Source organism: Vibrio sp. 10N.247.310.23, from assembly GCF_041467155.1.
GTDB classification, from domain to species: domain Bacteria; phylum Pseudomonadota; class Gammaproteobacteria; order Enterobacterales; family Vibrionaceae; genus Vibrio; species Vibrio crassostreae_C.
On the sequence record NZ_JBFSTZ010000023.1, the window covers coordinates 14,827 to 38,294 of the forward strand.

The 23,468-nt window shown below is 43.9% G+C and carries 20 protein-coding genes and 1 riboswitch; of the genes, 8 read left to right on the forward strand and 12 right to left on the reverse strand.

Annotated elements, in window-relative coordinates; translation table 11 throughout:
• Positions 1–11: 11 nt before the first annotated feature.
• The 3 genes from AB6D93_RS16940 to AB6D93_RS16950 all read right to left on the reverse strand — a co-directional run bounded on the left by AB6D93_RS16940 (position 12) and on the right by AB6D93_RS16950 (position 5,274).
• On the reverse strand, positions 12–995 hold the full coding sequence (locus AB6D93_RS16940; protein WP_017060007.1) for a MoxR family ATPase: 984 nt from the start codon (positions 993–995) through the stop codon (positions 12–14).
• Positions 996–1,125: 130 nt separating this feature from the next.
• Complete coding sequence (locus tag AB6D93_RS16945; RefSeq protein WP_102332864.1) at positions 1,126–3,534, reverse strand: tetratricopeptide repeat protein; 2,409 nt, start codon at positions 3,532–3,534, stop codon at positions 1,126–1,128.
• A gap of 192 nt (positions 3,535–3,726) precedes the next feature.
• Positions 3,727–5,274 carry an arylsulfatase gene (locus AB6D93_RS16950; protein ID WP_102332865.1) on the reverse strand — a complete coding sequence of 516 codons (1,548 nt, stop codon included), beginning with the start codon at positions 5,272–5,274 and terminating at the stop codon, positions 3,727–3,729.
• A 345-nt stretch (positions 5,275–5,619) separates the two neighbouring features.
• On the opposite strand from AB6D93_RS16950, the gene AB6D93_RS16955 reads away from it, so the two are divergent.
• The 5 genes from AB6D93_RS16955 to AB6D93_RS16975 all read left to right on the forward strand — a co-directional run bounded on the left by AB6D93_RS16955 (position 5,620) and on the right by AB6D93_RS16975 (position 12,232).
• Positions 5,620–7,182 carry an arylsulfatase gene (locus AB6D93_RS16955; protein WP_102332866.1) on the forward strand — a complete coding sequence of 521 codons (1,563 nt, stop codon included), beginning with the start codon at positions 5,620–5,622 and terminating at the stop codon, positions 7,180–7,182.
• Between the two features lie 361 nt (positions 7,183–7,543).
• A complete protein-coding gene (locus AB6D93_RS16960) occupies positions 7,544–8,638 on the forward strand; it encodes a cytochrome-c peroxidase (protein ID WP_102332867.1) in 1,095 nt (364 codons plus the stop codon).
• The gene (locus AB6D93_RS16965; RefSeq protein ID WP_102332868.1) at positions 8,631–11,018 is read left to right on the forward strand and encodes an ATP-binding protein; all 2,388 of its coding nucleotides are present in this window, start codon (positions 8,631–8,633) and stop codon (positions 11,016–11,018) included. Before AB6D93_RS16960 ends, AB6D93_RS16965 begins: the two co-directional genes overlap by 8 nt.
• Before the next feature lie 13 nt (positions 11,019–11,031).
• Positions 11,032–11,460, forward strand: a complete 429-nt coding sequence (locus AB6D93_RS16970) for a hypothetical protein (RefSeq protein WP_102332869.1) — start codon at positions 11,032–11,034, stop codon at positions 11,458–11,460.
• Between the two features lie 106 nt (positions 11,461–11,566).
• Entirely contained in the window at positions 11,567–12,232 is a 666-nt protein-coding gene (locus tag AB6D93_RS16975) for a DUF2057 family protein (protein ID WP_102332870.1), read from the forward strand.
• Between the two features lie 179 nt (positions 12,233–12,411).
• Here AB6D93_RS16975 and AB6D93_RS16980 read toward each other — a convergent pair whose 3' ends face one another.
• From AB6D93_RS16980 to AB6D93_RS16990, 3 genes are all read right to left on the reverse strand, one after another.
• On the reverse strand, positions 12,412–13,434 hold the full coding sequence (locus tag AB6D93_RS16980; protein ID WP_102332871.1) for an adenosine deaminase: 1,023 nt from the start codon (positions 13,432–13,434) through the stop codon (positions 12,412–12,414).
• Positions 13,435–13,524: 90 nt separating this feature from the next.
• Positions 13,525–13,624: riboswitch (purine riboswitch) on the reverse strand.
• A 75-nt stretch (positions 13,625–13,699) separates the two neighbouring features.
• Positions 13,700–14,194 carry a GNAT family N-acetyltransferase gene (locus tag AB6D93_RS16985; protein WP_017060016.1) on the reverse strand — a complete coding sequence of 165 codons (495 nt, stop codon included), beginning with the start codon at positions 14,192–14,194 and terminating at the stop codon, positions 13,700–13,702.
• A 166-nt stretch (positions 14,195–14,360) separates the two neighbouring features.
• Positions 14,361–15,344: a DUF2860 family protein gene (locus AB6D93_RS16990; RefSeq protein WP_102332872.1), complete on the reverse strand. Its 984-nt coding sequence runs from the start codon at positions 15,342–15,344 to the stop codon at positions 14,361–14,363.
• A 204-nt stretch (positions 15,345–15,548) separates the two neighbouring features.
• Here AB6D93_RS16990 and AB6D93_RS16995 point away from each other — a divergent pair, with 204 nt between their 5' ends.
• The gene (locus tag AB6D93_RS16995; RefSeq protein WP_017064709.1) at positions 15,549–16,046 is read left to right on the forward strand and encodes a fasciclin domain-containing protein; all 498 of its coding nucleotides are present in this window, start codon (positions 15,549–15,551) and stop codon (positions 16,044–16,046) included.
• Between the two features lie 127 nt (positions 16,047–16,173).
• Here AB6D93_RS16995 and AB6D93_RS17000 read toward each other — a convergent pair whose 3' ends face one another.
• The 6 genes from AB6D93_RS17000 to AB6D93_RS17025 all read right to left on the reverse strand — a co-directional run bounded on the left by AB6D93_RS17000 (position 16,174) and on the right by AB6D93_RS17025 (position 19,408).
• Positions 16,174–16,470, reverse strand: coding sequence for a hypothetical protein (locus AB6D93_RS17000; protein WP_017064710.1), 297 nt, complete (start codon positions 16,468–16,470; stop codon positions 16,174–16,176).
• A gap of 131 nt (positions 16,471–16,601) precedes the next feature.
• The gene (locus tag AB6D93_RS17005) at positions 16,602–16,859 is read right to left on the reverse strand and encodes a hypothetical protein (RefSeq protein WP_017060020.1); all 258 of its coding nucleotides are present in this window, start codon (positions 16,857–16,859) and stop codon (positions 16,602–16,604) included.
• A gap of 165 nt (positions 16,860–17,024) precedes the next feature.
• The gene (locus AB6D93_RS17010) at positions 17,025–17,507 is read right to left on the reverse strand and encodes a GNAT family N-acetyltransferase (protein WP_017069854.1); all 483 of its coding nucleotides are present in this window, start codon (positions 17,505–17,507) and stop codon (positions 17,025–17,027) included.
• A gap of 98 nt (positions 17,508–17,605) precedes the next feature.
• A complete protein-coding gene (locus tag AB6D93_RS17015) occupies positions 17,606–17,920 on the reverse strand; it encodes a cupin domain-containing protein (RefSeq protein WP_102332873.1) in 315 nt (104 codons plus the stop codon).
• A 60-nt stretch (positions 17,921–17,980) separates the two neighbouring features.
• Entirely contained in the window at positions 17,981–18,484 is a 504-nt protein-coding gene (locus AB6D93_RS17020) for a YgjV family protein (protein WP_017060023.1), read from the reverse strand.
• Positions 18,485–18,607: 123 nt separating this feature from the next.
• Complete coding sequence (locus tag AB6D93_RS17025; RefSeq protein WP_102332874.1) at positions 18,608–19,408, reverse strand: PhzF family phenazine biosynthesis protein; 801 nt, start codon at positions 19,406–19,408, stop codon at positions 18,608–18,610.
• A 581-nt stretch (positions 19,409–19,989) separates the two neighbouring features.
• On the opposite strand from AB6D93_RS17025, the gene AB6D93_RS17030 reads away from it, so the two are divergent.
• On the forward strand, positions 19,990–21,021 hold the full coding sequence (locus AB6D93_RS17030) for a PotD/PotF family extracellular solute-binding protein (protein ID WP_102332875.1): 1,032 nt from the start codon (positions 19,990–19,992) through the stop codon (positions 21,019–21,021).
• 3 nt (positions 21,022–21,024) lie between these two features.
• Positions 21,025–23,457 carry a bifunctional diguanylate cyclase/phosphodiesterase gene (locus AB6D93_RS17035; protein ID WP_102332876.1) on the forward strand — a complete coding sequence of 811 codons (2,433 nt, stop codon included), beginning with the start codon at positions 21,025–21,027 and terminating at the stop codon, positions 23,455–23,457.
• Positions 23,458–23,468 lie beyond the last annotated feature (11 nt).

The window sequence follows — 23,468 nt, forward strand, 5'->3', positions numbered from 1 at the left end:
ACGCCCCCTAGTTATCCAATCTCAACATTATCGAGCAGTTCTTCAACCACTCTTTGATGGTCAACACCATCGGCCAATGCGTCGTAAGACAACGAGAATCGGTGACCTAATACGGTTGGTAACATGGCACGCACATCGTCCAACGTGACATGGTCACGTCCTTGCAACCATGCATAAGCGCGAGCACATTTATCCAACGCGATGGAAGCACGCGGACTTGAACCAATCTCAATCCATTTAGACAAGTTTGATTCTGGGTAACGCTCTGGCTTACGAGTTGCCATCACCAAGGCCACAATGTAGTTCTCAACTAAATCAGAAACGGCAATGTCTGGAAGTTGGCGCCGAGCTTCAAGTACCAACTCAGGTTCAATATGTTGTGGCGTGACTAATTCTGAACTCGTCTCGCTACCGAGTTCCTCACTGCGCACAAGTCGAATGATGTCGCGTTCAGCTTCATCTTCTGGATAGTCGACTGTCACTTTCATAATGAAACGGTCCATTTGTGCTTCAGGCAGTGGATACGTACCTTCTTGCTCAACTGGGTTTTGTGTGGCTAGCACCATGAACAAATCTGGCAGGATGTGAGTTTGACCACCCACCGTAATCGTCCCTTCCGCCATCGCTTCAAGCAGAGCAGCCTGTACTTTTGCAGGCGCACGGTTCACTTCATCGGCTAATACAATGCTGTTGAAAATAGGACCCGGTTGGAAATGCAACTGAGGCTTTCCATCAAGCTCTTGATACACCTCCGTGCCCGTCACATCAGATGGCAGCAGGTCTGGCGTAAATTGAATTCGACCAAAACTGGTGTTCAGTAGATTCGCCAGCGATTTTACTGAGCGAGTTTTCGCTGTACCGGGAAGTCCCTCTAAAAGCACATGGCCATTAGTCAATAACCCTATCACCAGAGCCCGAACGACGTGGCTCTGACCGATAACACTTTTCTCTGTTTGTTCAATCAGTTGGTTTATTGCTTGTTGCGCATGGTTCATAGGTCTTCCCTTAATTCAATCTGGCTGCGTACATCCTACTCACAAGCTCCATAACTATTAGTTATAAACGCGATAATTGGTTACAAGCGGAATAAGCAGCAAGCTCGATAGCCAAGCTCACCTCATCGCTTTATTTAAACCTAGCTTTCAATTGGTTAATGGCTTCCGGCGGTGCCACTTTGCTCAATGATGAAATACATTGCTCAAACGCCTTTGGTACGCCCGGTATATGACTGTTTCGCGCCAACACTTCACACTGGGCATACTGGTGCTGTGGGTTGCGGCTAAATTGGTAAGCCTTATGCAGTGATTGACTTGCCGCAAGCACATCCGATTTTTCCAAAGCCAATCCGTACACATACCAATATTGAGGGTCGGTTTGCGCAGTTTCAGCGGCTTGTTTAAGGTAGTCCGTTGCTTGTTCGTAATCTTTCACACGAAGCAGAGACAATCCTGTGCTGTATGGCAAAACACTCGATTTAGGCTGAGCTTCAATACCTTGCTTCAAGGTCGACAACGCTTTTGCCTCGTTACCTTGCGCTCGATACAAATCCGCTAAATTGGCGTAGCTGTTTTCGAAATAAGGCTCAATCTCGATAGCGCCTAGATAAAACTCAATCGCTTTGTCGTGCTGGCCTAAATCTCGGTAAACGTTGCCTAGGTTAGTACGTCCAAATCCTCTGTCGGCATTAAATTGCTGTATTTCAATGTACTCTTCTAATGCAGGCTTGATTTGGTCTTTCTGCAGAGGGTTCATTTCTCCCCAATAACGCACTAATGCGCCTGCGGTTTCTGAACGAATCGACAATACAGGGTCTTTCAGTAGCGGCTCTAGAATTTGCCAACGGTCAGTGAATGGGAAACCAGACGAGCCTTGTACCACACCCAAACGGATCATTTCATCATCATGTTTCACCGCTCTTGCCAGCGAAATAAGCGTATTCTTACCCGTATTACCGCCCAAACGTTCTAAGCTCGATGCACGAATGATATTGCTTAAGCTGGAGTCCTGAGCCGAGTATGCCAACGCATCCTCTGCCCCTCTGTGCCCTATTGAGTCAGCATAAAAGGCAACGGCAAAGTGCTGCTGATTACGATACTTAGAATCTGGGAACCACTCACCGATTTGCTTATCTGCCCACTGGTCGGTTTGGTCTTCATGACAGCTAGTACAAACGTTCGGCGTTTTAATGTGTTGGCTAATATCAGGACGCGGGATATGCCAACTGTGGTCGCGTCTTGGGTCGACCTCCATGTAAGTCGTCTCTGGCATGTGACAAGTCGTACATTGTGAAGCTTCAGTATTCGCTTCGTGGAATGTGTGCTTCTCAGGCGTGTATTCTGATGCAATGTGACATTGGCTACACACGGCTTCTTCCGCAATTTTTAGTTCAGCAGTATGGGGATCGTGGCAGTTAGTACATGTGACGCCTTTTTCCGCCATAACGGATTGAAGGAAAGATCCGTAAACATAATCTTCATCGTAGATTTGACCATCGTTGTGGTAAAGCTCTGGGGTAATCAAGCTCAAGCGATACTTATCAAAGAAAGACCCGTTAACGTGATCACCCGTTTCATTTAACTGAGTACGACGGCTGTGGCATTGAGCACAGGTTTGAACTTGATTGGTATGGATGATGTCTTTTGGTTGCAGGGTTGAATTACCCTCTTGATAGATCCACTCTTTGACCGACTTCGACAAGTCGCGGTCAAAACCATAATGCGCCGAGACTGGAGCATCCTTTCCACCGTTAGCTTTTGCTAGCTGAGCCTTTTCAACGTGCTCACTCGCAGGGCCATGACACGCTTCACAACCGACATTAATCTCAGACCAAGTAGTGTTGTAGGTATTACTCGCGCTGTCGTAGTTTTTCTCTAGGTTCGTTGAATGGCAATCAGCACACATGAAGTTCCAGTTTTGACCGCTATTGGTCCAGTAGAATTCATCGGTGTTGGTGGTATCAGGATAGAGGTGAAACCAGCGTTGACCGCCTTCGCCCTCAGTGCGAGAATCCCAAGCGAAAGGAATCAACTGTACACGGCCGTCTTCAAATTCAACCATGTATTGTTGTAGTGGTTCAAAGGCAAAGGTATAGCTGATTTTGTAATCTTTAAAGTGGCCGTCTTGCCCTTCAATATTGACCCAGAACTCTTCGCCCTTGCGGAAAAATCGGTTGGGTTTACCGTCATGAGTGAATGTTTGATCGTTGAAATCGCCTAATACAGATTCGTCTGTAGCGTGCTTCATCGCCATATCATGATGAGAGCCCTCCCACGCTGCGACTTCTTCACTATGACAATCAACACATGCTTCCGAACCGACATATCTGGCTTTAGAACCGATAGGTAAAGCGTCAGAGCTAACGGGTGACGCTACAGAGTTGGCCTTTGAAATATCAGAGTTGATATTAGGATCTTGCTCGTTGGCATAGGCGTTCAGACTGAACAGCGACAACATCAGTGAAGACAAGATTGCGGATAATACTGCGACTCGCTGGTGTTTCAATCCGTTTACCAGTGAGCACAACCATGCAGACATAACATTCCTTGTTTTTATACATCCTTATGCTTAATAAGGTAGACGTAAAAACAACGAATTTACAATTATTTAGTGGCAATGAGCTCGATAGTTGTGACTCATATTCACGACCGGGATTTACTCATCGGTATGCGCATAAAAAAAGAGCTCCTAAGAGCTCTTCAATCTGTTCAGTTTCACTCAAACAATCACTTACTTGTTATGAGATTCCTGCAGTTTTTCCATTACCTGATCCAAGCTAAAGCTCGCAGCTTTTTGACGTGGCGGATATTCAGCAAAGGTTTCTAGGAACTTGCCCACATACGCTTGTGCTGGAACGAACATATAAGCATGGTCTAACAACCAGTCGTAATATGTGTTCGATGTAATGTCTGCGTTTTCGTATGGGTCCATACGCAGGTTAAACAGTTTAGGAAGACGTAACGTCACGAACGGTTCAGCCCAAATTTTCATGGTACCCGTTGCACGCTGCTCCATGAACACCGCTTTCCATTGGTTGTAACGAAGCGCCGCTAAATCACCATCATCGGTAAAGTAGAAGATCTCCGAACGACGGCCTTTCTCTTCTTCACCCGTTAGGTAAGGAAGGAAGTTGTAACCATCTAAGTGAACCTTAAACGTTTTATCACCGGCAGTATGACCTTTGAGTAGTTTCTCTTTGATTTGGTCATCACCAGCGGCGGCAACGAAGGTTGGCATCCAGTCCATATGGTGCATGATTTCGTTAGATACGGTTCCTGGTTCAATCTTACCAGGCCAACGAACCATTGCTGGTACACGGTATGCGCCTTCCCAGTTGGTGTTTTTCTCACCACGGAACGGGGTTGTACCCGCATCAGGCCAAGAGTTCATGTGAGGGCCGTTATCCGTTGAGTAGAAAACAATCGTGTTGTCTTTGATACCCAACTCATCCACTTGCTTCAATAGTTGCCCAACGTGTCGATCGTGCTCAACCATACCATCAGCGTAGTTACCGACACCGGTTACGCCTTTACTGTCGGCTTTCACGTGCGTTCTAAAGTGCATACGTGTCGCGTTCCACCACACGAAGAATGGTTTGTCCGCTTTCACTGCGCGATCCATAAAATCAAGTGCCGCGTCTAGTGTTTCTTCATCAACCGTTTCCATACGCTTACGCGTCAGTGGACCGGTATCTTCAATCTTGCCATCAGCGAATGACTTAATGACACCACGCGGACCGAACTTCTTACGAAACTCAGGATCGGTTGGGTAATCTTCATTCTCTGGTTCTTCTTCAGCATTTAGGTGGTAAAGGTTGCCAAAAAATTCGTCAAACCCGTGTGCTGTTGGAAGGAATTCATCTTTATCGCCAAGGTGGTTTTTACCAAATTGACCTGTCATGTAACCCATAGGTTTCAGCATTTCTGCGATTGTCGCGTCTTCTGCTTGTAAGCCAATGTCTGCGCCCGGCAAACCTACTTTACTCAAACCCGTTCGTAATACACTTTGTCCCGTGATAAAGGTAGAGCGACCCGCAGTACAAGATTGCTCTGCGTAATAGTCCGTAAACATCATCCCTTCTTTCGCGATGCTATCAATATTCGGGGTTTTGTAACCCATGAGACCGAAGGTGTATGCACTCACATTGGATTGACCTATATCATCACCCCAAATTACAAGTATATTCGGCTTTTCTGCTGCGATACTACTCCCCACCGTGCCAATTAAAGCAGCGGTAAAAATCGCTAATCGACGTTTTACGCCATATCTCGCTGTCATAGAAACCTCTATTGTATTGGTTATTTGCATCCTGCACTTAACATATAGTTCAAATTTTAATCATTGGCGATACAACCTAAGCTATTAATATTTTTATTTTTTTGAAGATAAATAAGAAAGAAATGCCCATACTTTTCGAATCTATTATTTGACTTCCCTCACACTCAACTTATTAATTCAGAAACCATAAAACAAAATAAACCATTAATTAACAATACCCTAACCCACCTCCATAACATTTGGTTATAAAGACTATAAAAGGACAAAGAGCCTAATCGAGATTAATGTTTCGTCAACGATGCGTGGCCTGTAACGCATTAATCTCAAATAACAATTGGAGTCCTTATGGCTACCCAAATCAATAAACTAGCATTAGGTGTTGGCCTATTAGCAGCTTCTTCAGCGGCAACAGCAGCAGAAAAACCAAACATTCTTGCTATCTGGGGTGATGACATTGGTGTATTCAACATCAGTGCATACAACAACGGTATGATGGGTTACGAAACACCTAACATCGACCGTATTGCTAACGAAGGCGCACTATTTACTGACCACTACGGTCAACAATCGTGTACTGCTGGTCGTGCTGCATTCCTAACAGGTCAAGAACCTTTCCGTACTGGTCTATTGACTATCGGCATGCCAGGTTCGGACCACGGTATCCCTGATTGGGCTCCAACGATCGCAGACCTTCTTAAAGAACAAGGCTACATGACAGCTCAGTTCGGTAAGAACCACATGGGTGACCAAGACAAACACCTTCCAACGAACCACGGTTTTGACCAGTTCTTCGGTAACCTGTACCACCTAAACGCGGAAGAAGAGCCAGAGACATACTACTACCCTAAAGACCCTGAGTTCCGTAAGAACTTTGGCCCTCGTGGTGTAATCAAATCGACTTCAGACGGTAAGATTGAAGATACAGGCCCTATGACGCGTAAGCGTATGGAGCATGCGGATGAAGAGTTCCTAGAAGAATCTCTAGCATTCATGGAAAAAGCGGTAAAAGCTGACAAACCATTCTTCATCTGGCACAACACCACTCGTATGCACGTGTGGACTCGCCTACAAGAGAAATACCAAGGTAAGTCAGGTATCAGTATTTATGCTGATGGTATGTTAGAGCATGATGACCATGTTGGTGTGCTTCTAGACAAGCTGGATGAACTAAAAATCGCTGACAACACTATCGTAATTTACTCTACCGATAACGGTGCTGAAACGGTTTCTTGGCCTGATGGCGGCGCAACTTACTTCCACGGTGAGAAAGGTACAACTTACGAAGGTGGTATGCGTGTGCCTCAGTTAGTTCGCTGGCCTGGGACTATCAAACCTGGAACTAAAATCAACGATATCATGGGCCACCAAGACTGGATTCCTACTCTACTAGCAGCCGCTGGTGATGATAAAGTGGTTGAGAAGCTAGCATCTGACAAAGGTGCAACTTACAACGGTAAAAACTGGCGCGTACACCTAGATGGTTACAACTTCCTGCCTTACTTCCAAGGTAAAGAAGAGAAAGGCCCTCGTGACAGCATGCTTTACTTCTCTGCTAACGCTGAGCTAAACGCAGTACGTTGGAATGACTTCAAGATTTCGTTTGCTGTGATGGATGGTAACATTGTGGATGCAGTTCGTTTCCAACCAAACTGGCCTCAAGTTGTTCACCTACGTGCTGACCCATTCGAGAAAGCACCGCACGAGTCTGGTATGTACCTACGCTGGATGGCAGACAACATGTGGTTATTCGTTCCAGTAGGAAATCAGGTTCAAGAGTTTATGACGACGCTACCAGATTACCCTATGCAGAATAGCCAAGTACTGAACCCTGGTAACTTCAACCAGAATGCATACATGCTTCAAGGTAAACTTAAGCAATTAGAAGCGGCAGCAGCGCAAGCTAAATAAGCTTAGATAGGCGGTGTAGATTGTTCAAACTGTATAGATGTGTATTGCACTAAGATTGATAGTAAATACATAATCTAGTACGAAAGCCGTGATAACTCACTTGAGTTACCACGGCTTTTTTCGTTTAACGCCATTCGGCTTAAATTCAATTGAAAGAGCTTCATTCAATTCTGACTAAGATCTCCCGATCAATCCCCGCTAGACAACTACCTAAGCGATTTAATTTCCTACCACTTGTCTTGCAACATCAAGTATGCGCAACTAGGTTTATAAATAACACCTATCATTGGAAAGTGAAATGAAGGTGATATCAGAAGGATTCTGAATTGCCATAATTGTCAAAACTAGATGGACTAATGTTATGAAAACGCCATGTTTAGCAGGAATAAGCATCACTGTCATTGTCGTTTCAGTCGCTATGCTAGTTTATGACGCGGCCTCTTCAAAAATGCACACCTCGTTCGAACACCAAGAAGATCACGCCCATGAAAGCGATCATGATGACTCTCACTCTTCAGGGCACTCCGCACATTCCGAAGAAAAGCACGCACATAAAACCGTCGCTTCAAGCCAACCCATATCCCCGATTCCAAACTCTCCCGAGATAAATCATGAACTGGCCAAAATTGGTTGGGTGCTATTTAAAGACCCGAACCTTTCTTCTAACCGCAGTGTGAGCTGTGAAAGTTGTCATAGCCTGCAAACCAACGGCGCAGAGGTGATTCCAGTTTCGATTGGCGTAAACGGCGCAGGGATGAGAAATTCACTCACCGTTTTTAACGCGGTCTTTAACTATCGGTTCTTCTGGGATGGTCGGGTGAATAATCTCGGCGATCAAATTGATGGCCCAGTGCACAACGTCGATGAAATGGATTCAAACTGGCAACATATTACGGATTATGTGTCTCAATCGAAAACTTACATCGACTTATTCCAAGAACAATCAACGCCCATTGACGAAGCTTCAATTAAGGCTGCTCTTATTGAATTTATGCAGGGTTTGACCACACCAAATGCCCCTTTCGACCTGTATTTACAAGGTGACAACGCAGCACTTTCTGAAACCGCCAAACGAGGTTGGGAAACCTTTCAAGAAGAAGGCTGTATTCGTTGCCACCAAGGTACCAACATTGGTGGAGGCATGGTGATGCGATTTGGTTACTTCGGGTTATCGAAAACAGGAACCGAACGAAGTGAAGACCAAGGTCGCTTTATGTTTACCGCGCAACCACAAGATAAGCATCTATTTCGTGTTGCTAGCTTAAGAAACGTGGCGATCACTGCACCCTATTTTCATGACGGCCAAACAGCCACACTCGAAGAAGCGATCAAAATCATGGGTGAAAGCCAACTCGGTAAAACGTTTGAGAAACAGACCATCAACGATATCAAGGTCTTCCTCGAATCCCTTACCGGTAACCGTCCTCAAATGTTAATGGAGTTTGAAAATGAATAAGATCAGACTCATATTTCTACTGTTTGTATCGCTTTTCATCGGCTTAATTAGCTTCATTATGCTGACCTACTCCGAGCATGAAAAGGTCACCGAATATGGAGTGCCTATTCGGGAGTTAGGCCATGAAGTATTAGAAATGCGTGATCACATCACCAATGCAGCGCTTGCGGGTATTTCCAACCCTTATCAAATGTCTGCAGATTTGGTGGCTTTAGAAAGAGAGTTACAACTGCTCAGAGAAAGTTATCAAAGCGAGAATATCCACTCTACGTTCTTTAAACACTTACCAACAGCGCAATTATTGGAGCGCTTCTACGATGCTTCAATGTCGAACTTAGATACGCTAGACAACCTAGTAGGACTTAGTGTGGCTCGTCAGTTTATTTTGCAATCTTTAACTCTACAACTCACAGAGAGCAGCTCAACTGATGCTGAGATAAACAATGCAAATATCGACATTCAAAGCGCGCTTCTTGCGAGTGTGTTGGTTGGGGGAATCGAAATTAACCATTCTGGTGTCAACTCCGAGCTGGCGAACCTTTATAAAACGTTTACCGAACTCAACCAGCAACAAAGTCAGCTGTTATCTCAAGTACTTTCAGCACACAGCATGGAGTACATTGAACATATTGAGCATGAGTTTACCGATCTGCAAGACCAACTTAAAAGTATCATCGTTAAGCTTATTATCGTTTTGGCGTTGCTGACTTTAGCGTTCTCATTCACCATGTTTTTCTTCCGAGTCTTCGAACTCAAAAGAAACAACCTCTCCTATCAAGAAGCCGCAGACAAAGCAGAAAAAGCCAGCGAAGCAAAATCTCTCTTTCTAGCGACCATGAGCCACGAGTTACGAACCCCAATGAATGGTGTGTTAGGTATCGCTCAAATCATAAAGGAAGACTCGCAAAGTTTAGATACTCGCAAACAGGCCCAAATCATCATTGATTCAGGACAACACCTTGTCACCATATTAAATGACATTCTTGACTTTTCTAAGGTGGAACAAGGCAAGATGGAGTTGGAATATAGCCCGTTCTCTGTCACCGACGTCGTGACACACCTTGATAAAACATTGACACCTCTTGCAGAAGACAAAGGCCTAGCTTTTATCATTAAAGATAACATTCCTACCAATATTCAGTTGATTGGTGACTCTGCACGTACACGTCAGATCTTATTTAATTTAGCAGGCAACGCAGTCAAGTTTACTGAGTCAGGAAAGGTTGAAGTGGAATTCTTGATTGCACCGACTACCCCACCAAGCGTGAATATATTAGTGACTGACACAGGTATTGGCATTGCAGAAGACAAAATCGACCATATATTTACCGCCTTTGAACAAGCCGAGCTCTCAACAACCCGTAAGTTTGGTGGCACAGGGTTAGGGCTTTCCATTGTTCAGCAGTTAGTCGAACTGATGGGCGGAACAATTAAGGTTTCCAGCCAGCTTGGTTTGGGCACTCAATTTAAGATCTCTTTGCCGTTGGAGATGCATGAGCTTGAAGAACAAGTCATCGACCAAACGCCAACCAAAACCAATGAGACTCTCGATGACTTCTCAGTATTGTTAGTCGAAGACAACAAGATCAACGCAATGGTGATTAGGAAGTTCTGTGAGTCGATAAACTTAACGGTTGAGAATGCCTACGACGGTTTACAGGCCTTAGATAAGTTGGCGTCAAACCAATATGACCTGATCATAATGGACAACCATATGCCCAACATGAGCGGTATTGAAGCGATTCAAAAAATCCGTGGCGAACTCAAGCTGACTACGGTTGTTTTTGCATGTACCGCCGATGTATTCAAAGAGGCCCACGATGAATTCATCGAATCAGGCGCAGACTTTGTACTCACCAAACCGTTACAGAAAAACAGCTTACAAAACGCCATCAACGAGTTTCACCAACAGTTTGAGGTCAACCGCCATCACTCCGTTAACGCACACAATCTTCCAAACAAGGAAAAAAGTAACATCACGATGTTAACGCGTCACCCTAAGAACAAATTGCCACTCACAGAGGAAGAACTGTCGCGTAGCCAATTTTTAGCTAATGATGAGCTTAAAACAGACGAGAAACTCAAATGCTTAACTTCTCTCGTTGATGAGCTAGAAAACGAAATCGATGAGTTAATAGAGCTATTTTCGGACGCCAAGCAGGATGACCTCTCCAGAACATTGAAGGCGGTTAAAGAGATTGCAGCAAGATATGAAATGAACGAAGTGCTTGAACTCGCGAGCTCAGCCGAACAGATAGCCGATCAACACATCATGCCCGAAGCAGAATTGCTTCAACAACTGATCAATCGATTGATGGTCAATAGTCATCAAGCCACTCGATTGATACACAAACTCCACCAGCAACGCAAAATGGGGTAAAGGAAGGTATCACATGCTATGGAATTTGAACTTACCTAGCACCGGCCCACACTTGTTCTTGGCTCTTGGTGCAACCATCATTTTTGTGGTCGACTATCATGTACCTTTGGGCATTGCTATGGCCGTTCCCTACGTTACGATCGTATTGCTTGCGGCAACAACGAAAGATCCAACCTCCACTGTGATGTGGGCTATCACCTGCACCTTGCTAACGCTCATTGGCTACTACACATCTAGTACGGGCAGTGAAACCTGGTTCGTCGCCTTCAATCGCGTAATTACCATCTATGCTATTTGGATTTCGGCAATCGTTCCTATTTATGTCTCTTTAAAACCACATCAAGCGCCAACGAACGTCGATGAAGATGCTTTAACAGAAAATAAGGCAAGTCCACGCTCTCACCTGACTAGAAACCGCACAATAAACACGTTCAAAAACTAGGCTTAGGTTAAGTTTCGGTGAATTTTACCAAATCGAGACAAGGCAACTTGAAATACTTCTTTATGCATGCGAGTGTAGAACTACTCACCTAAATAACTGTATGACTATGAAAACATTACAATCCATTGCGCTGCTTTCGACAATTATCGCAGCGCCACAAGTGTTAGCTGACGTAACAATTGAAGTTCCTTCTAGCGCAGATGCTTTAGTCGAAGTCTTAGCTGTTAATGAGGCTAAACCTGATCTCGACGGTGGTTTCTTCTCTTCGAGCAAAACGATCACCGTTCCAGATGGCGTAAACCAAATCGTTTTCAAATATCAACTGGCTTTCAGCCAAGGTAACGACCGAGAGTTTGTCGATAGCGATACCATTATTGCTACTTTTGATGCGACAGACACAGCATTGACGTTTGACATGCCTAAGTTCCGTAACACCAACGAAGCGAAAAAAGGCCTTCAAAACTTAGATTGGAAACTGGTTGATGAAAACCAAAATGCAATCAGTGTTAAGCAAGACAAACTTATCAAAGATGGCATGCAGATTGGTCGTAAGTACCCGCAAGAAGCGAAGGAGTACAACCAGAAAGGCGGCATCGCTGCACTTACAGTAGGTTCTAGCGCGGGCGTAGCAGCTGCTGTCGCACAACCGGTAACGCTTCCAACAAAGATTGACGGAAATGCAGCAAATACAGCTGAAGAGATGCTCTATTTCTGGTACGAAAAAGCGGATGCTGAAACCAAGCAGAAATTCAAAGACTACGTGAACAAGTAGCTCAATGAGCTTAATTTAAAAATGAAAGAAGCTGGCAAACTGCCAGCTTCTTTTTTGTCTTCATCTAGATGATTTAGGCTTATAGAGATTAAGCAGACTCAGTCGATAACACTTTACCATCCACTTTAGTTGGCCATCCTAGCGCTTTATACTCAGCTGCTAGTAAATGGGCACAGCGGCTAGAAATTCTGGTCAAAATCAGCTTTAGCTAAGTAACCTTGAACAAGCTCTCGATATTGCTGCTTCAATGGCGCTTCAATAAAGCTCGCGTCTATCGCATTCAAACTAAACTGCGCTAACTCCTGATGCGTCATCTCATGAGCTTGGCTCACCGCATTAAAGTTATCCGACATGTAACCACCAAAATAAGCAGGGTCATCCGAGTTAATCGTTACAGCCACACCCTTTCTGAGCAGTTCGACAATGTTGTGGTCTTCCATCACATCGAATACACGCAATTTAATATTCGACAGTGGGCACACCGTCAGTGGCATTTTGGTTTCAATCAGCTCTTCGATTAGAGCTTCGTCTGTCATGCACTGGACACCATGATCCACTCGACTCACGCTGAGCATTTCAATCGCATCGACAATGTTTTGAGCCGGCCCTTCTTCTCCTGCATGCGCCACCGTCAAGAAGCCCGCTTGTTTTGCTTGTTGGAATACACGCTTGAACTTCTCTGGTGGGTGTCCTAATTCAGAAGAGTCCAGTCCAACCCCGACGATCTTATCTTGATGCTTCAATACCTCTGCGAACGTTTGAATGGCGCTCTCTTCAGATAAATGGCGCAGAAAACATGCGATGATTTGAGAGGTAATGCCCAACTCTTTATGACCCTGTTCAAGCGCACGATGAATGCCGTTAATAGCGGTGTCGAATACAATGCTACGATCGGTATGTGTCTGAGGATCAAAGAAAATCTCAGTATGGATAACATTGTCGGCTTTACAGCGTTCTAGATAAGCCCATGTTAAGTCGTAGAAATCCTGTTCTGTGCGCAGTGCATCAGCACCTTGATAATAGATATCCAGAAATGACTGTAAATCATCAAATTCGTATGCGCGTCTTAGTTGCTCTGGGGATGAATAAGGCAGCTCAATGCCATTGCGTTGAGCAAGCTGGAAAAGTAACTCAGGTTCGAGCGAACCTTCAATGTGTAAATGCAACTCTACTTTTGGGAGCCCTTGAATAAATGCGTTCATATTTCACCTACTATGGATTTTAGGTGTGCACTTACTCTGAATAATAGACAGGAGGTTTTCTTGAACGCCATTACAAAGAGTAAGAACACAATTGTGATCTAAACCCTTCGTAATCAGCACTTTGCGGGAGCTGGTAGAGACCCCCAAACCATATCATTGGGGTTATACGAAGCAAACGGTTGCTACTATACAGAGTTTAATGGGAATTTCACTAATCAATTGCTCATTAACCGATTTCTAAAGCAGGAACCTGTTTGGTTCGATCTCAACGGTAATCTGGTCGTATTCTCGACATCAGCAACATATCGATGTACTTACCCGCTTTGAACGTACTGAGTCTTTTTGTGCCTTCTAACTGAAAGCCTACACGTTCATACAAAGCAATAGCGGCGTGGTTATCGGCATGAACCTCTAACTCAAGACGCACGAGATTAAGCCAGTTATCCGCCTGATTGATCGCTTCTTGCATTAACGCCTTACCGACCCCTTTACCATGCATATCCGGGTGAATAGCAATACCAAGACCAGCGCAGTGCCTGTCTCTTACCTTGGTGGTCATGAATAAAGTAATGTGACCCACTACTTTGCCGGAGACTTCCGCAACCAGAGTGAAATGGTCTGAATGACCAAACAGTCGCTCCACTTGTTCAGAACTAAGATAAGGCTTTTGTGAGGTGTTTTCTGAAACTGAAGGGCGGCGATAAATATCGAAAATATCTTGGCTATCCGTTGCTTCTAAATGTCTAATTTGTATTTCCAAAGCGCTTCCTTATCCTATTATTTCTATCCATAAGCTAATTTTCATATTACGGATAGCAACGGGAACCTACAACCTTTAAAGGTGTAAGTGCCCGAAATAATTAAACAAATAGTAAGACTGAACTTAAACTTCTGCTTTGATGAGTATTTTTAAAATAGTGTGAATATCAGAATTTATAATCCACACCCACACTCGCTAATACTTGCTCGGAGTTATAGAAATCGATATTAGAATCTATGCTTCTTAAACCCAGTAAAGTAATGAACGCCCAATCTTTATAGCCCATCAAACCACCAAACTCATAAGCTAAGAATGCACCGAATTCATTCTCTTCACGTACTTGCCCGTAAATTGGATTCGACTCATCATATTCACGATCACTTGCATCTAGGGTGACAACAAAACCATGACGACCGATTCTCTTCGCGTAGTTTAATTCAATACCATAACTATCGAAGCTGAGTGCTCCTCCTTCTGCGTCTGAGTGGAAATACACCATTGAAGGAACAAATAGACCTGCGTGGTTTGGTAAGATAAAGCGGTATCCTGCTTTGGCGTACACATAGGTTCTTTCCCTATCCAGCAGCACAGTATCTTCCGGAGATAAGCCTTGGCTACCAGATAGCTCTTCATCAACATCTGATTGCCCAAATGCGAGATCCGTTCGAAAACCAGTTCCACCGATATTAGTGAGCTGCAGTCGTCCTACATTACCTTTCACATCCGTTTCATTTCGATTAACGCCAACAGCATACGGATCCGTCCAAGCCTTACCCGAGATAAGCGTAGGAATAACAGAAAAATCCAATATGGTGCCACCAGAAAGTTGATATCGATAACCGATCTCAAACGCAATGGTACCTGTTGCAATATCCTCTCGTGTCGTACCCGCATACACTTGGTGAGTCAGCGATTCGCCAAAAGTATATTGAACAGTACCCAAAAAGCCGAGTAGCCCTTGGTTTTCACTCTCCCCTTCCTGGGTGTTGGTGGCTTGATTCGAATCTTGTTCAGTACTCAAATTACTACTGTCAGAGTAGAAACCGGCCAATACACTGAAGTTACCGCTGAAGCCTTCACTTGGAGCAAGGCCACTGTATGCAGGCATTGAAGCCAATGCAGAAAAGACTACTGGTAAAACAAACCTCATATTCACATCCATTACTTGAATAATCACCAAATAACTATAAGCATCAAAATGGAATTACAACAAGCATTTAACAATATAAGTTTATTCGCTTGACGCTGTCGATATCGCTAACCATTCACTCAAAGACACAACAAATTGATCTATCACGATTGGGCTTTCGTAATACCTCTCGAAAATAACGGACAAAACTCAAAGGAAGACAATATGTTTAATAAATTAATCAAAACCATGTCAGTGCTAGTTGCGACGCTTCTTTTTACGGCTTTTGCTCACGCTGATCACCACGGAATGAAGAAAGATATCGTTGACGTGGCGGCTGAAAACGGCTCTTTCAACACCTTGGTAGCAGCGGTAAAAGCGGCAGGCTTAGTTGAAACATTGAAAGGTGACGGTCCCTTCACAGTGTTTGCGCCAACGGATGAAGCGTTCGCTGCGCTACCAGAAGGAACGGTTGATATGCTGTTGAAGCCAGAAAACAAAGACAAGCTGATTGCAGTACTGACCTATCATGTGGTGCCAGGGAAAATAATGGCGTCTGAAGTGATGAAACTTGATAGTGCCGTAACAGTGCAAGGCGAAGCGGTAATGGTAGGAATTGATCACGGCAACGTGATGGTCAACAAAGCGCAGGTCGTGATGGCAGATGTTGAAGCAAGCAATGGTGTTATCCATGTGATTGATGCTGTATTACTGCCTAAATAATAAAGATGAACACAAATCAAAGGTTCTTAGAGGGTGTGACAGGCTCACACCCTTTTGACGTTTAAATACCAAGTTAAGATCGGTATCAAACTAGCCAAGCCTGCCTTTATATAAGCAAGAACCCGGATTACATAAACAAGCGCCCGAATATCAGAAAGGCCGCCATCGATACCACCTTCGTGAAGACCACTACCCAGATGCAGTCACCAATACTAGAGTGCGTCGCTTTCCCGAGTAGGAACACAAACAGAATCAACCCTAACACCCAACCTACTGTTGGAATCAATGACACCAGAGCAACGATAACAGCAATAGTAAGAAGGGATTTAAAATCTGCGACCACGAAAGACATTTTAGAGGCGATGTACATACAACATGCGGTGATTAATGCGTCCATCACAAACGCTAAAGCTTCAATACCCACTTTACTTCCTTCACTGATATTAGTTGAAGTGAATATTATCTCTAAAGAGATGATTTTTCTTGAATAAGAGAACAAAAAGCAGGTGAAAACTGTGTCAAAAATGAGATTACCGTTCGTCTGAAGGCATAGGTTTATTTGTTCGAGTCTTCTAAGCCTTTGACCAGTGCTCGCGACCGAGTCTGATTTGCTTTTTGATAGGCATCAAAGCCATCTTCGCGTTTACCTCCGAACAAACAAAGAAACGAGTTGATGACAAATGAAAAGAATGAGATGACGACAACAAAGAGAGGAAATAGCCCCGACACCCCAGCATCTAAGGCAAGAACGCCAACAGCGAAGGACAACATCGACACCAATGTATATAGTTTAGATCTACTCACATGACTCATGAACAACACTCCTTGTATTCATTCAATGTTTAGATTAGACAAATTATCTTGCACACAATTTGAACTCATCGACAATATCAATAGATCAGGCAAAGTTATCCTTAAAAAGGTTCATTAATATTTCAAACTCGGTTTCTGTATCCCTACGAACACTAGCCCGCCTATTCAACTGACTTTTCTATCTTCAACTACCTTTTCCATCACGTAATTGGTCAGCTTTACACCACGCATTTCGACTTCCTGTTCATTTACTACCTTAAAGCCAAGGTGCTCATAAAAAGGCCTTGCGGTAATACTTACTTCAGAGAAATATCTCGATATACCACGAACTCGACCCACAGTGAAAACATGTTCCATCAACGCTTTCCCTACCCCCTTCCCTTGATATTCGTGGTGACAGAAAAAGTGATCAATCAAGCCACTTGGTTGCAGGTCAGTATAGCCAACTACGCAACCATCGAGTTCAGCCACAAAGGGTTGTAACCCATTCATACGCTTTTGCCATAACGCAAAGTCAAAGCTACTGGGTGCCCAAGCTTCGACTTGCTGTTGAGAATAATCTCGAACATTCACGTTACGTACGGTATGAAAGAAGATCTCCCACAGTGCTTTGTCATCATTCGCTTGATAGTTTCGAATTCTAATCACAACATACTCCTTTTTGTCTTAAGTCCTTTCTGAGGTGAAAATAAACAGCTGAATCAGCAAGCTTTATAACCTAACAGCCTCAGCTTTAGAGCAAGATATCAACGATAAAACACAGCGAGCCAGATCGTCACCGCATCTTTATCCGTCCTCAGCACCTTGTGTTTTTCACCTGCGGAAATATTGAGATAATCCCCTTTAGACAAGGTAACAATGCGACCATCTTCAAACTCGATGACGCCTTGACCTTCTATCACCATCACCCATTCATTCTCATCTTGATCATACCAACCCTCTTCCGGGGAGCTGTGTCCATGCGACAATATTCTTTCAATTCGAACACTGTCGTTGGCAATCAGGTCATTGAATATTTCATTGGGTATTGATGAAGGAACATCATTGTAAATGTTTGGCATCAAGCTCTCCTAGCTAGCATTGAATTGATTAACAACTTGGGCCTTAGCTGTACTGTAAACCTAAGCAGCGGCACTCTTTTTGAAGTAAAAACGGTAATAGCCCACCAAGTTACTGCAGATAAACAGCGCCTCCATAACAACCGCTGTTGGCGAACCAACTAAATAATTGTGAACCAACCAAAAGCTGGTTCCGATGATCATCAATTCTCTTAATCGACGGTCATCTTTATTGAAGGCTGCAAAGGTCTGAAATACGGAGGCAAAGCAACTCAATATGCTGGTCAGCCCTGAGTAAGTCACTGCGGTTGCGACCACCGACATCGAAGAAAACAAATATTTAAACTTAGACGAGGTAGAAAATACGCTCGTCAAATAGCGAATCGTGGCAATCGTCATTAAGCTCGCCGCTGTCCATTGTTCAAGAAGGATAAAGTGACTCGAAATAAGAACGCCAGCAAAGAACAGACAAGTGACGATTTTCTTCCTTTCCTTGAATTGGAATGACAGAAGATCAAAACAAATGGCTATCGCGACTAATACTTGGGAAAGATAAAAGGCAGACACGGTGATTCCTTCAATAATAACATTCCGCCCTAGCCGCTTCTTTCACGGTGAATAATCGAATAAAACATACTAGGCGGTTACAACAAAACAGAGCAAACAGCGCTCTAAAGCTTCTATAAAAATCTAAAGCTTCAACACACCACTAATCACAGTGGTCGCAGAGCCGATTAACTTTATTCGCCCATTAGTCAATAATTCAGTCGACATATAGCCACCACGACGAGACGCCTGATAAGCACTGAAACTGCTTTTGTTGAGCTTTTCTGCCCAGTGTTGCGTCAATGCGCAATGTGCCGAGCCAGTCACAGGATCTTCATTAACCCCAACCCAAGGTGCAAAGTAGCGAGAAACAAAATCAAGTTCCGTATTTGCTGCCAATGCTGTCACCACTACACCTCGCCCTTGAATACCTTTTAACGCATCAAAGTTTGGTGAAAGCTCCAATAACACTTGTTCGTTGGAAACTTCGATTAACTGCTTAGAGTCAAATTCTCTGAATGAAACTACTTGATGCGGATCTAAACCTAGGTGTTCAAGCAGCGTGAGGTTGGGTTCAGAACGCAATGATAGCTGTGTACTAGGAAAATCAAGCTCGATAGACGATTCACAAACGGCGGCAGATAATTCCCCAGATAAGGTGTTAAACACGACCTTATCACCTGTCTCAAGCAGTCCTTGTTCTTTCATCACATGAACCGTTGCCAGTGTGCCATGTCCACACAGCTTCACTTCGACTTCGGGAGTGAACCATTTAAGCGTCATAGTGTTAAGCGCGAGAAAAGCCGTTTCAGATACCGCCATCTCTTCAGCGATTGAAAACATTAACGACTCATCCAACGGCTCTTTGGAGATACAGACCCCGGCAGGGTTCCCTTTAAACGCTTGAGTTGTAAACGAATCTACTTGATATATCTCTAAATCCACAATGGCTCCTAAATGCACAACATTTCCCAAACCGGCAATCATGGCTCGTTGGGACATAACCTAGATATTGCTGCCCACAATAAGCACAATCACCTTGTGCTACAAGTCTTTAGCAACAACTTTATCGATACTTATTGAGAAACGAAACAAATGATAAACAAAACGTTATAGAAGTGTTTTTAGGGATAAAAGAACATTGAACATAAGAGTAAATCGCGATGGCAAAACAAAGGAATAACGACGATTAATGCGAGCGAAAACCCGAAAAAGGTAATCACCGCATCATTATTTAATGCTTAATATTTGCATAATAACTTGTAAGAATGGATATTATGATGAATATTAATTTAAATAATCCATTCACGGACAATAAACTGGAATACGTACTTGTGTTGAATACGATACGACGGAGTCATCCTTGCCTCACACGATAAAGGTTCGGTATCAAGTAGGAGTAGCAAGTTGCTATTTGCATGAAATGCATGAAGTTGAAGTTGAAGTTAAATTAAGTGCCTAAATTTGAATCATGTCGCAAATTTTGGGCTACGATTTAGTTATCACGTACGAAAGGGAATCCGTCAGTGAAAGCGTTTTGCGTATCAATACTTGCGTCAACATCCTTTTTGGCTAGCCCTGTATTTGGCCAGCAGCATGATATTTATCTCTACAATTGGGATGAATTTTTATCTGACAGCGTCGTTACCCAGTTGAGTGATACCTACGGCATCTCACTAAAGCAGCAATATTTTTCTGACGAGTCCATTCGTGATGAAGTGCTATTGAGTGAACGACGAGGTGCGTTTGAATTGGTTGTCATTGAAAGTATGAAACTGAAAGCGCTGGCTAAACAGAACTTATTCCACAACCTGAGCGACTTGCAGCACTCCCTTTCAAGCAACTTTGACTCAAGATGGGTGGATGGGTGTGGCGAATATGGAATCCCCTACGCTTGGGGGACATCCGGCATCTTATACCGAAGCGGAAAAGTTGAGACTCCCAAGTCTTGGGGCGCTCTTCTAGACCCTGAAACCAAAACCAGCGGCCGAATCAGCATGTATTATGAGCCTACGGATTTGGTGAGTGCTGCGCTTCTGATGAATCAATTTGAGCCGTTTACCAACAACGAACAAGAACTTCGAGTCGCTTACAAAACGCTACAAGCACAGAAGCCTCACCTTGAAAGTAATGAATACGTTGTCGATTATATTCGTCATCCCGAACACTTAGCCAACATCGACCTCGCCTACGGATACTCAGGTGACAGCTATGTGCTTAATGATGCCGAACCTGAGGCATCTTGGGCCTACACAGTGCCTCTAGAAGGAACAACCTTATGGTTAGAGTGTATGGCTGCAATTAACAACGGAGAGCGATCTCCACAGGCAACCACGATTCTCTCCTTCTTATCGCAACCCGAAATCGCCGCTCAAAACGCAATGGATTCATGGTTTGCAACGCCAAGTTCAAAAGCAAAAGCACTCACTTCTCAGGAGTATCAAAACGATCCCGAGCTTTTCCCGAATAAAGAAGTATTAGATCGCAGCTACCTTTATCAGCCGTTAGAACCGAGTAGCATTCAAATTCGCAATCGTATTGTCGACAGTTTGAGATAACTCATGCCAGTATTGAAGAAGCTCTATTTTGTACTTTTACCAACGCTGACATTTGTGCTCCTGATAGCAGGAATCGTGATGTACAACTTCGCATCAAATCATGCTAAGCACATGTATTTGGACAAGGTGCAATCTGATGTGAACACCGCTTTAGTCGCGGCGGAATACGAGCAGCTCGGCTTGTCCTTACTAGTTAAAGATATCGGTTCTTCGTTGCAGTTCCTCCGCTACATTCAAAATCCTGGCGACTACACGACTCTATCGCTATTGGAAAAACGAGTACTCCGAGTATTAAGCCAGAATCACGTCTATCAATTTGGGCAACGCAATGTTTATATCGTGGACCCTAAGTTCAAATTAACGCTTTCGACTCTCAGAGCCGATCCTTTCGAGGGGCTAAAGATCCCTGACAAGATTTACGAAAGAGTCTTCGATATATACACCTCGTTAATCAGCAAAAATGAACTCTCCTACGAAGGCTTCTCTTATATCTCGATCAGTGGAGAGCTCAGATACTCGTATGTTGCAGCAATTGACCCTTACCTCCTTCCTCAAGACAAACGTGCAAGTAACAGTTTAAATCGCTACATCTTGATTGCTGACGGGCCTCTGATGCAACTCTCTAGCCTGCTAATCAAATACAATGACGATGACAATATTCAGTTCTTAATCGAGCCATCCTCAGACGCTGCCAACATTGAAAATACCCAATTCGTTATCAAATCAATTGAGCAAACCCAAGATAATATCAATGTGCAGATGACCAGCCGACATCTCATCGCGCAAGTAAATATTCGAGAACAAAAGTTCAACCATGAGAAAGCCATCATCGCTAAACAAACCTTGTTAGGTGGCTTTGGTACTCTCTTTACGATCATGTTGATCGTACATTTAGTGGTACGTTACCAACTCGTGCGCCCGCTTAAAGACTTACTGCAAGAGATATCGATCGGCGGGCTCAAACTTAGATACTTCAAACGCTCATCAGGGCAAAGTGAAGTTGATGGTTTAAAGAACGCGTACATAGACTCATTAACAGAGTTGAAGTTCGAAGCCGAATTCGACCAACTCACCAAGCTAGCTAACCGACGCTCTTTCATCAGACACCTTGATGTACGACTAAAAAGCTCGATGAGCCCACACTGCTATGTGGTTTGTTGGGACATCATCGATTTTCGTAAAATTAACGATCTCTACGGGGCAAAAGTTGGTGATAATGTACTGATAAGCTTAGCTCAAGCACTGAAAGAGACACTACAAAACCAACAAGCCTCTTTGGGCTTTAGTTGCAGTGATTACTCTTTAGCCAGACTGGGAGGGAATCAGTTTATCGCGATCTTGGAGATGGGTAAGAACCAAGTGATAAACGAAGAAATTGAGAACATCAACAATACGCTGACCGGCACCACCTTCCTTGACTACTATGGGTTTCGATTATCACTCGCAACAGGTGTTTTACCGCTCGACACGCCAAAGTTCGATGAGATTTGGCACCGATGCATCGATGAAATGTTAGCTAATGCGAAGTCTCATAGTGATGGCGAAAGTCGTATTGTTTATGGCGAAGAGTTGTTACATACCTTGGAACGCCATGACGTTGTAGAGAAAAGACTCTTAGAGTGCTGCGAAAGTGACAACTTTGAACTTCGCTTTATGCCTATTTTTAACGCCAAGACACTTCAGATAGATGGCGCGGAGTGCCTGATTCGTTGCCCAGCCTTATTCGATATCGATGCGGGACCAGAAGAATTTATCCCAGTTGCAGAAAAGAGTAACCTTATTGCCAGGCTCGACATGTGGGTCATTGGCACCGCGATCAAAAGCTATAAAGAGCTTTCAGAACTTCATAAATACAAGGGCACTCTGTCAATTAATATCTCGGCGATGGAGCTCTACAACCGTAATTTTGCCGACAACATCCGTAAAGTACTCGAACGTTATCAAGTGCCACCTGGCAACATTATTATAGAGATTACCGAGACCAGTTACGTGAAAAGTACCAAGCTTACGGTGCAGACTATCGAGAGCCTCAGAAGCTTAGGTTTAAAGGTCTCCCTTGACGATTTTGGTACGGGCTACACAGCGTTTAACCAACTTCTCCACTACCCTGTGGATGAGCTCAAAATTGATAAGAGCTTTATCGATAACATGGTAGACGACAAGGCCGACCGCAAGATGGTCGAATCTATGGTTAACTTAGGCCACTCTTGTGACACGCTAGTCGTCGGAGAAGGTGTTGAGTCGATAGAACAGTATCATTACCTCAGAAAAGCCAACTGTGACCTAATACAAGGCTACTTCTTCAGTCAGCCACTCACTTATCTGGAATTCATCGAGTTTGTTCGAAACCATAACCCGCAAGCAATTTTAAACCCGCAGTCTGTTAGCAGTTCGAGATCTAACGAGCGAATCGTTGCACTCACTCAAAAGCAGTAACCTTAAACCTA

Bases quoted from the DNA above. Each gene is read 5' to 3' on its own strand.
- AB6D93_RS16975 (WP_102332870.1), top strand. From the start codon at position 11,567: ATGAAAACATTACAATCCATTGCGCTGCTTTCGACAATTATCGCAGCG.
- AB6D93_RS16995 (WP_017064709.1), top strand. From the start codon at position 15,549: ATGTTTAATAAATTAATCAAAACCATGTCAGTGCTAGTTGCGACGCTT.
- AB6D93_RS16940 (WP_017060007.1), bottom strand. From the start codon at position 995: ATGAACCATGCGCAACAAGCAATAAACCAACTGATTGAACAAACAGAG.
- AB6D93_RS16960 (WP_102332867.1), top strand. From the start codon at position 7,544: ATGAAAACGCCATGTTTAGCAGGAATAAGCATCACTGTCATTGTCGTT.
- AB6D93_RS16950 (WP_102332865.1), bottom strand. From the start codon at position 5,274: ATGACAGCGAGATATGGCGTAAAACGTCGATTAGCGATTTTTACCGCT.
- AB6D93_RS16945 (WP_102332864.1), bottom strand. From the start codon at position 3,534: ATGTCTGCATGGTTGTGCTCACTGGTAAACGGATTGAAACACCAGCGA.
- AB6D93_RS16955 (WP_102332866.1), top strand. From the start codon at position 5,620: ATGGCTACCCAAATCAATAAACTAGCATTAGGTGTTGGCCTATTAGCA.
- AB6D93_RS16980 (WP_102332871.1), bottom strand. From the start codon at position 13,434: ATGAACGCATTTATTCAAGGGCTCCCAAAAGTAGAGTTGCATTTACAC.
- AB6D93_RS16990 (WP_102332872.1), bottom strand. From the start codon at position 15,344: ATGAGGTTTGTTTTACCAGTAGTCTTTTCTGCATTGGCTTCAATGCCT.
- AB6D93_RS17015 (WP_102332873.1), bottom strand. From the start codon at position 17,920: ATGCCAAACATTTACAATGATGTTCCTTCATCAATACCCAATGAAATA.
- AB6D93_RS17035 (WP_102332876.1), top strand. From the start codon at position 21,025: ATGCCAGTATTGAAGAAGCTCTATTTTGTACTTTTACCAACGCTGACA.
- AB6D93_RS17005 (WP_017060020.1), bottom strand. From the start codon at position 16,859: ATGAGTCATGTGAGTAGATCTAAACTATATACATTGGTGTCGATGTTG.
- AB6D93_RS16965 (WP_102332868.1), top strand. From the start codon at position 8,631: ATGAATAAGATCAGACTCATATTTCTACTGTTTGTATCGCTTTTCATC.
- AB6D93_RS16970 (WP_102332869.1), top strand. From the start codon at position 11,032: ATGCTATGGAATTTGAACTTACCTAGCACCGGCCCACACTTGTTCTTG.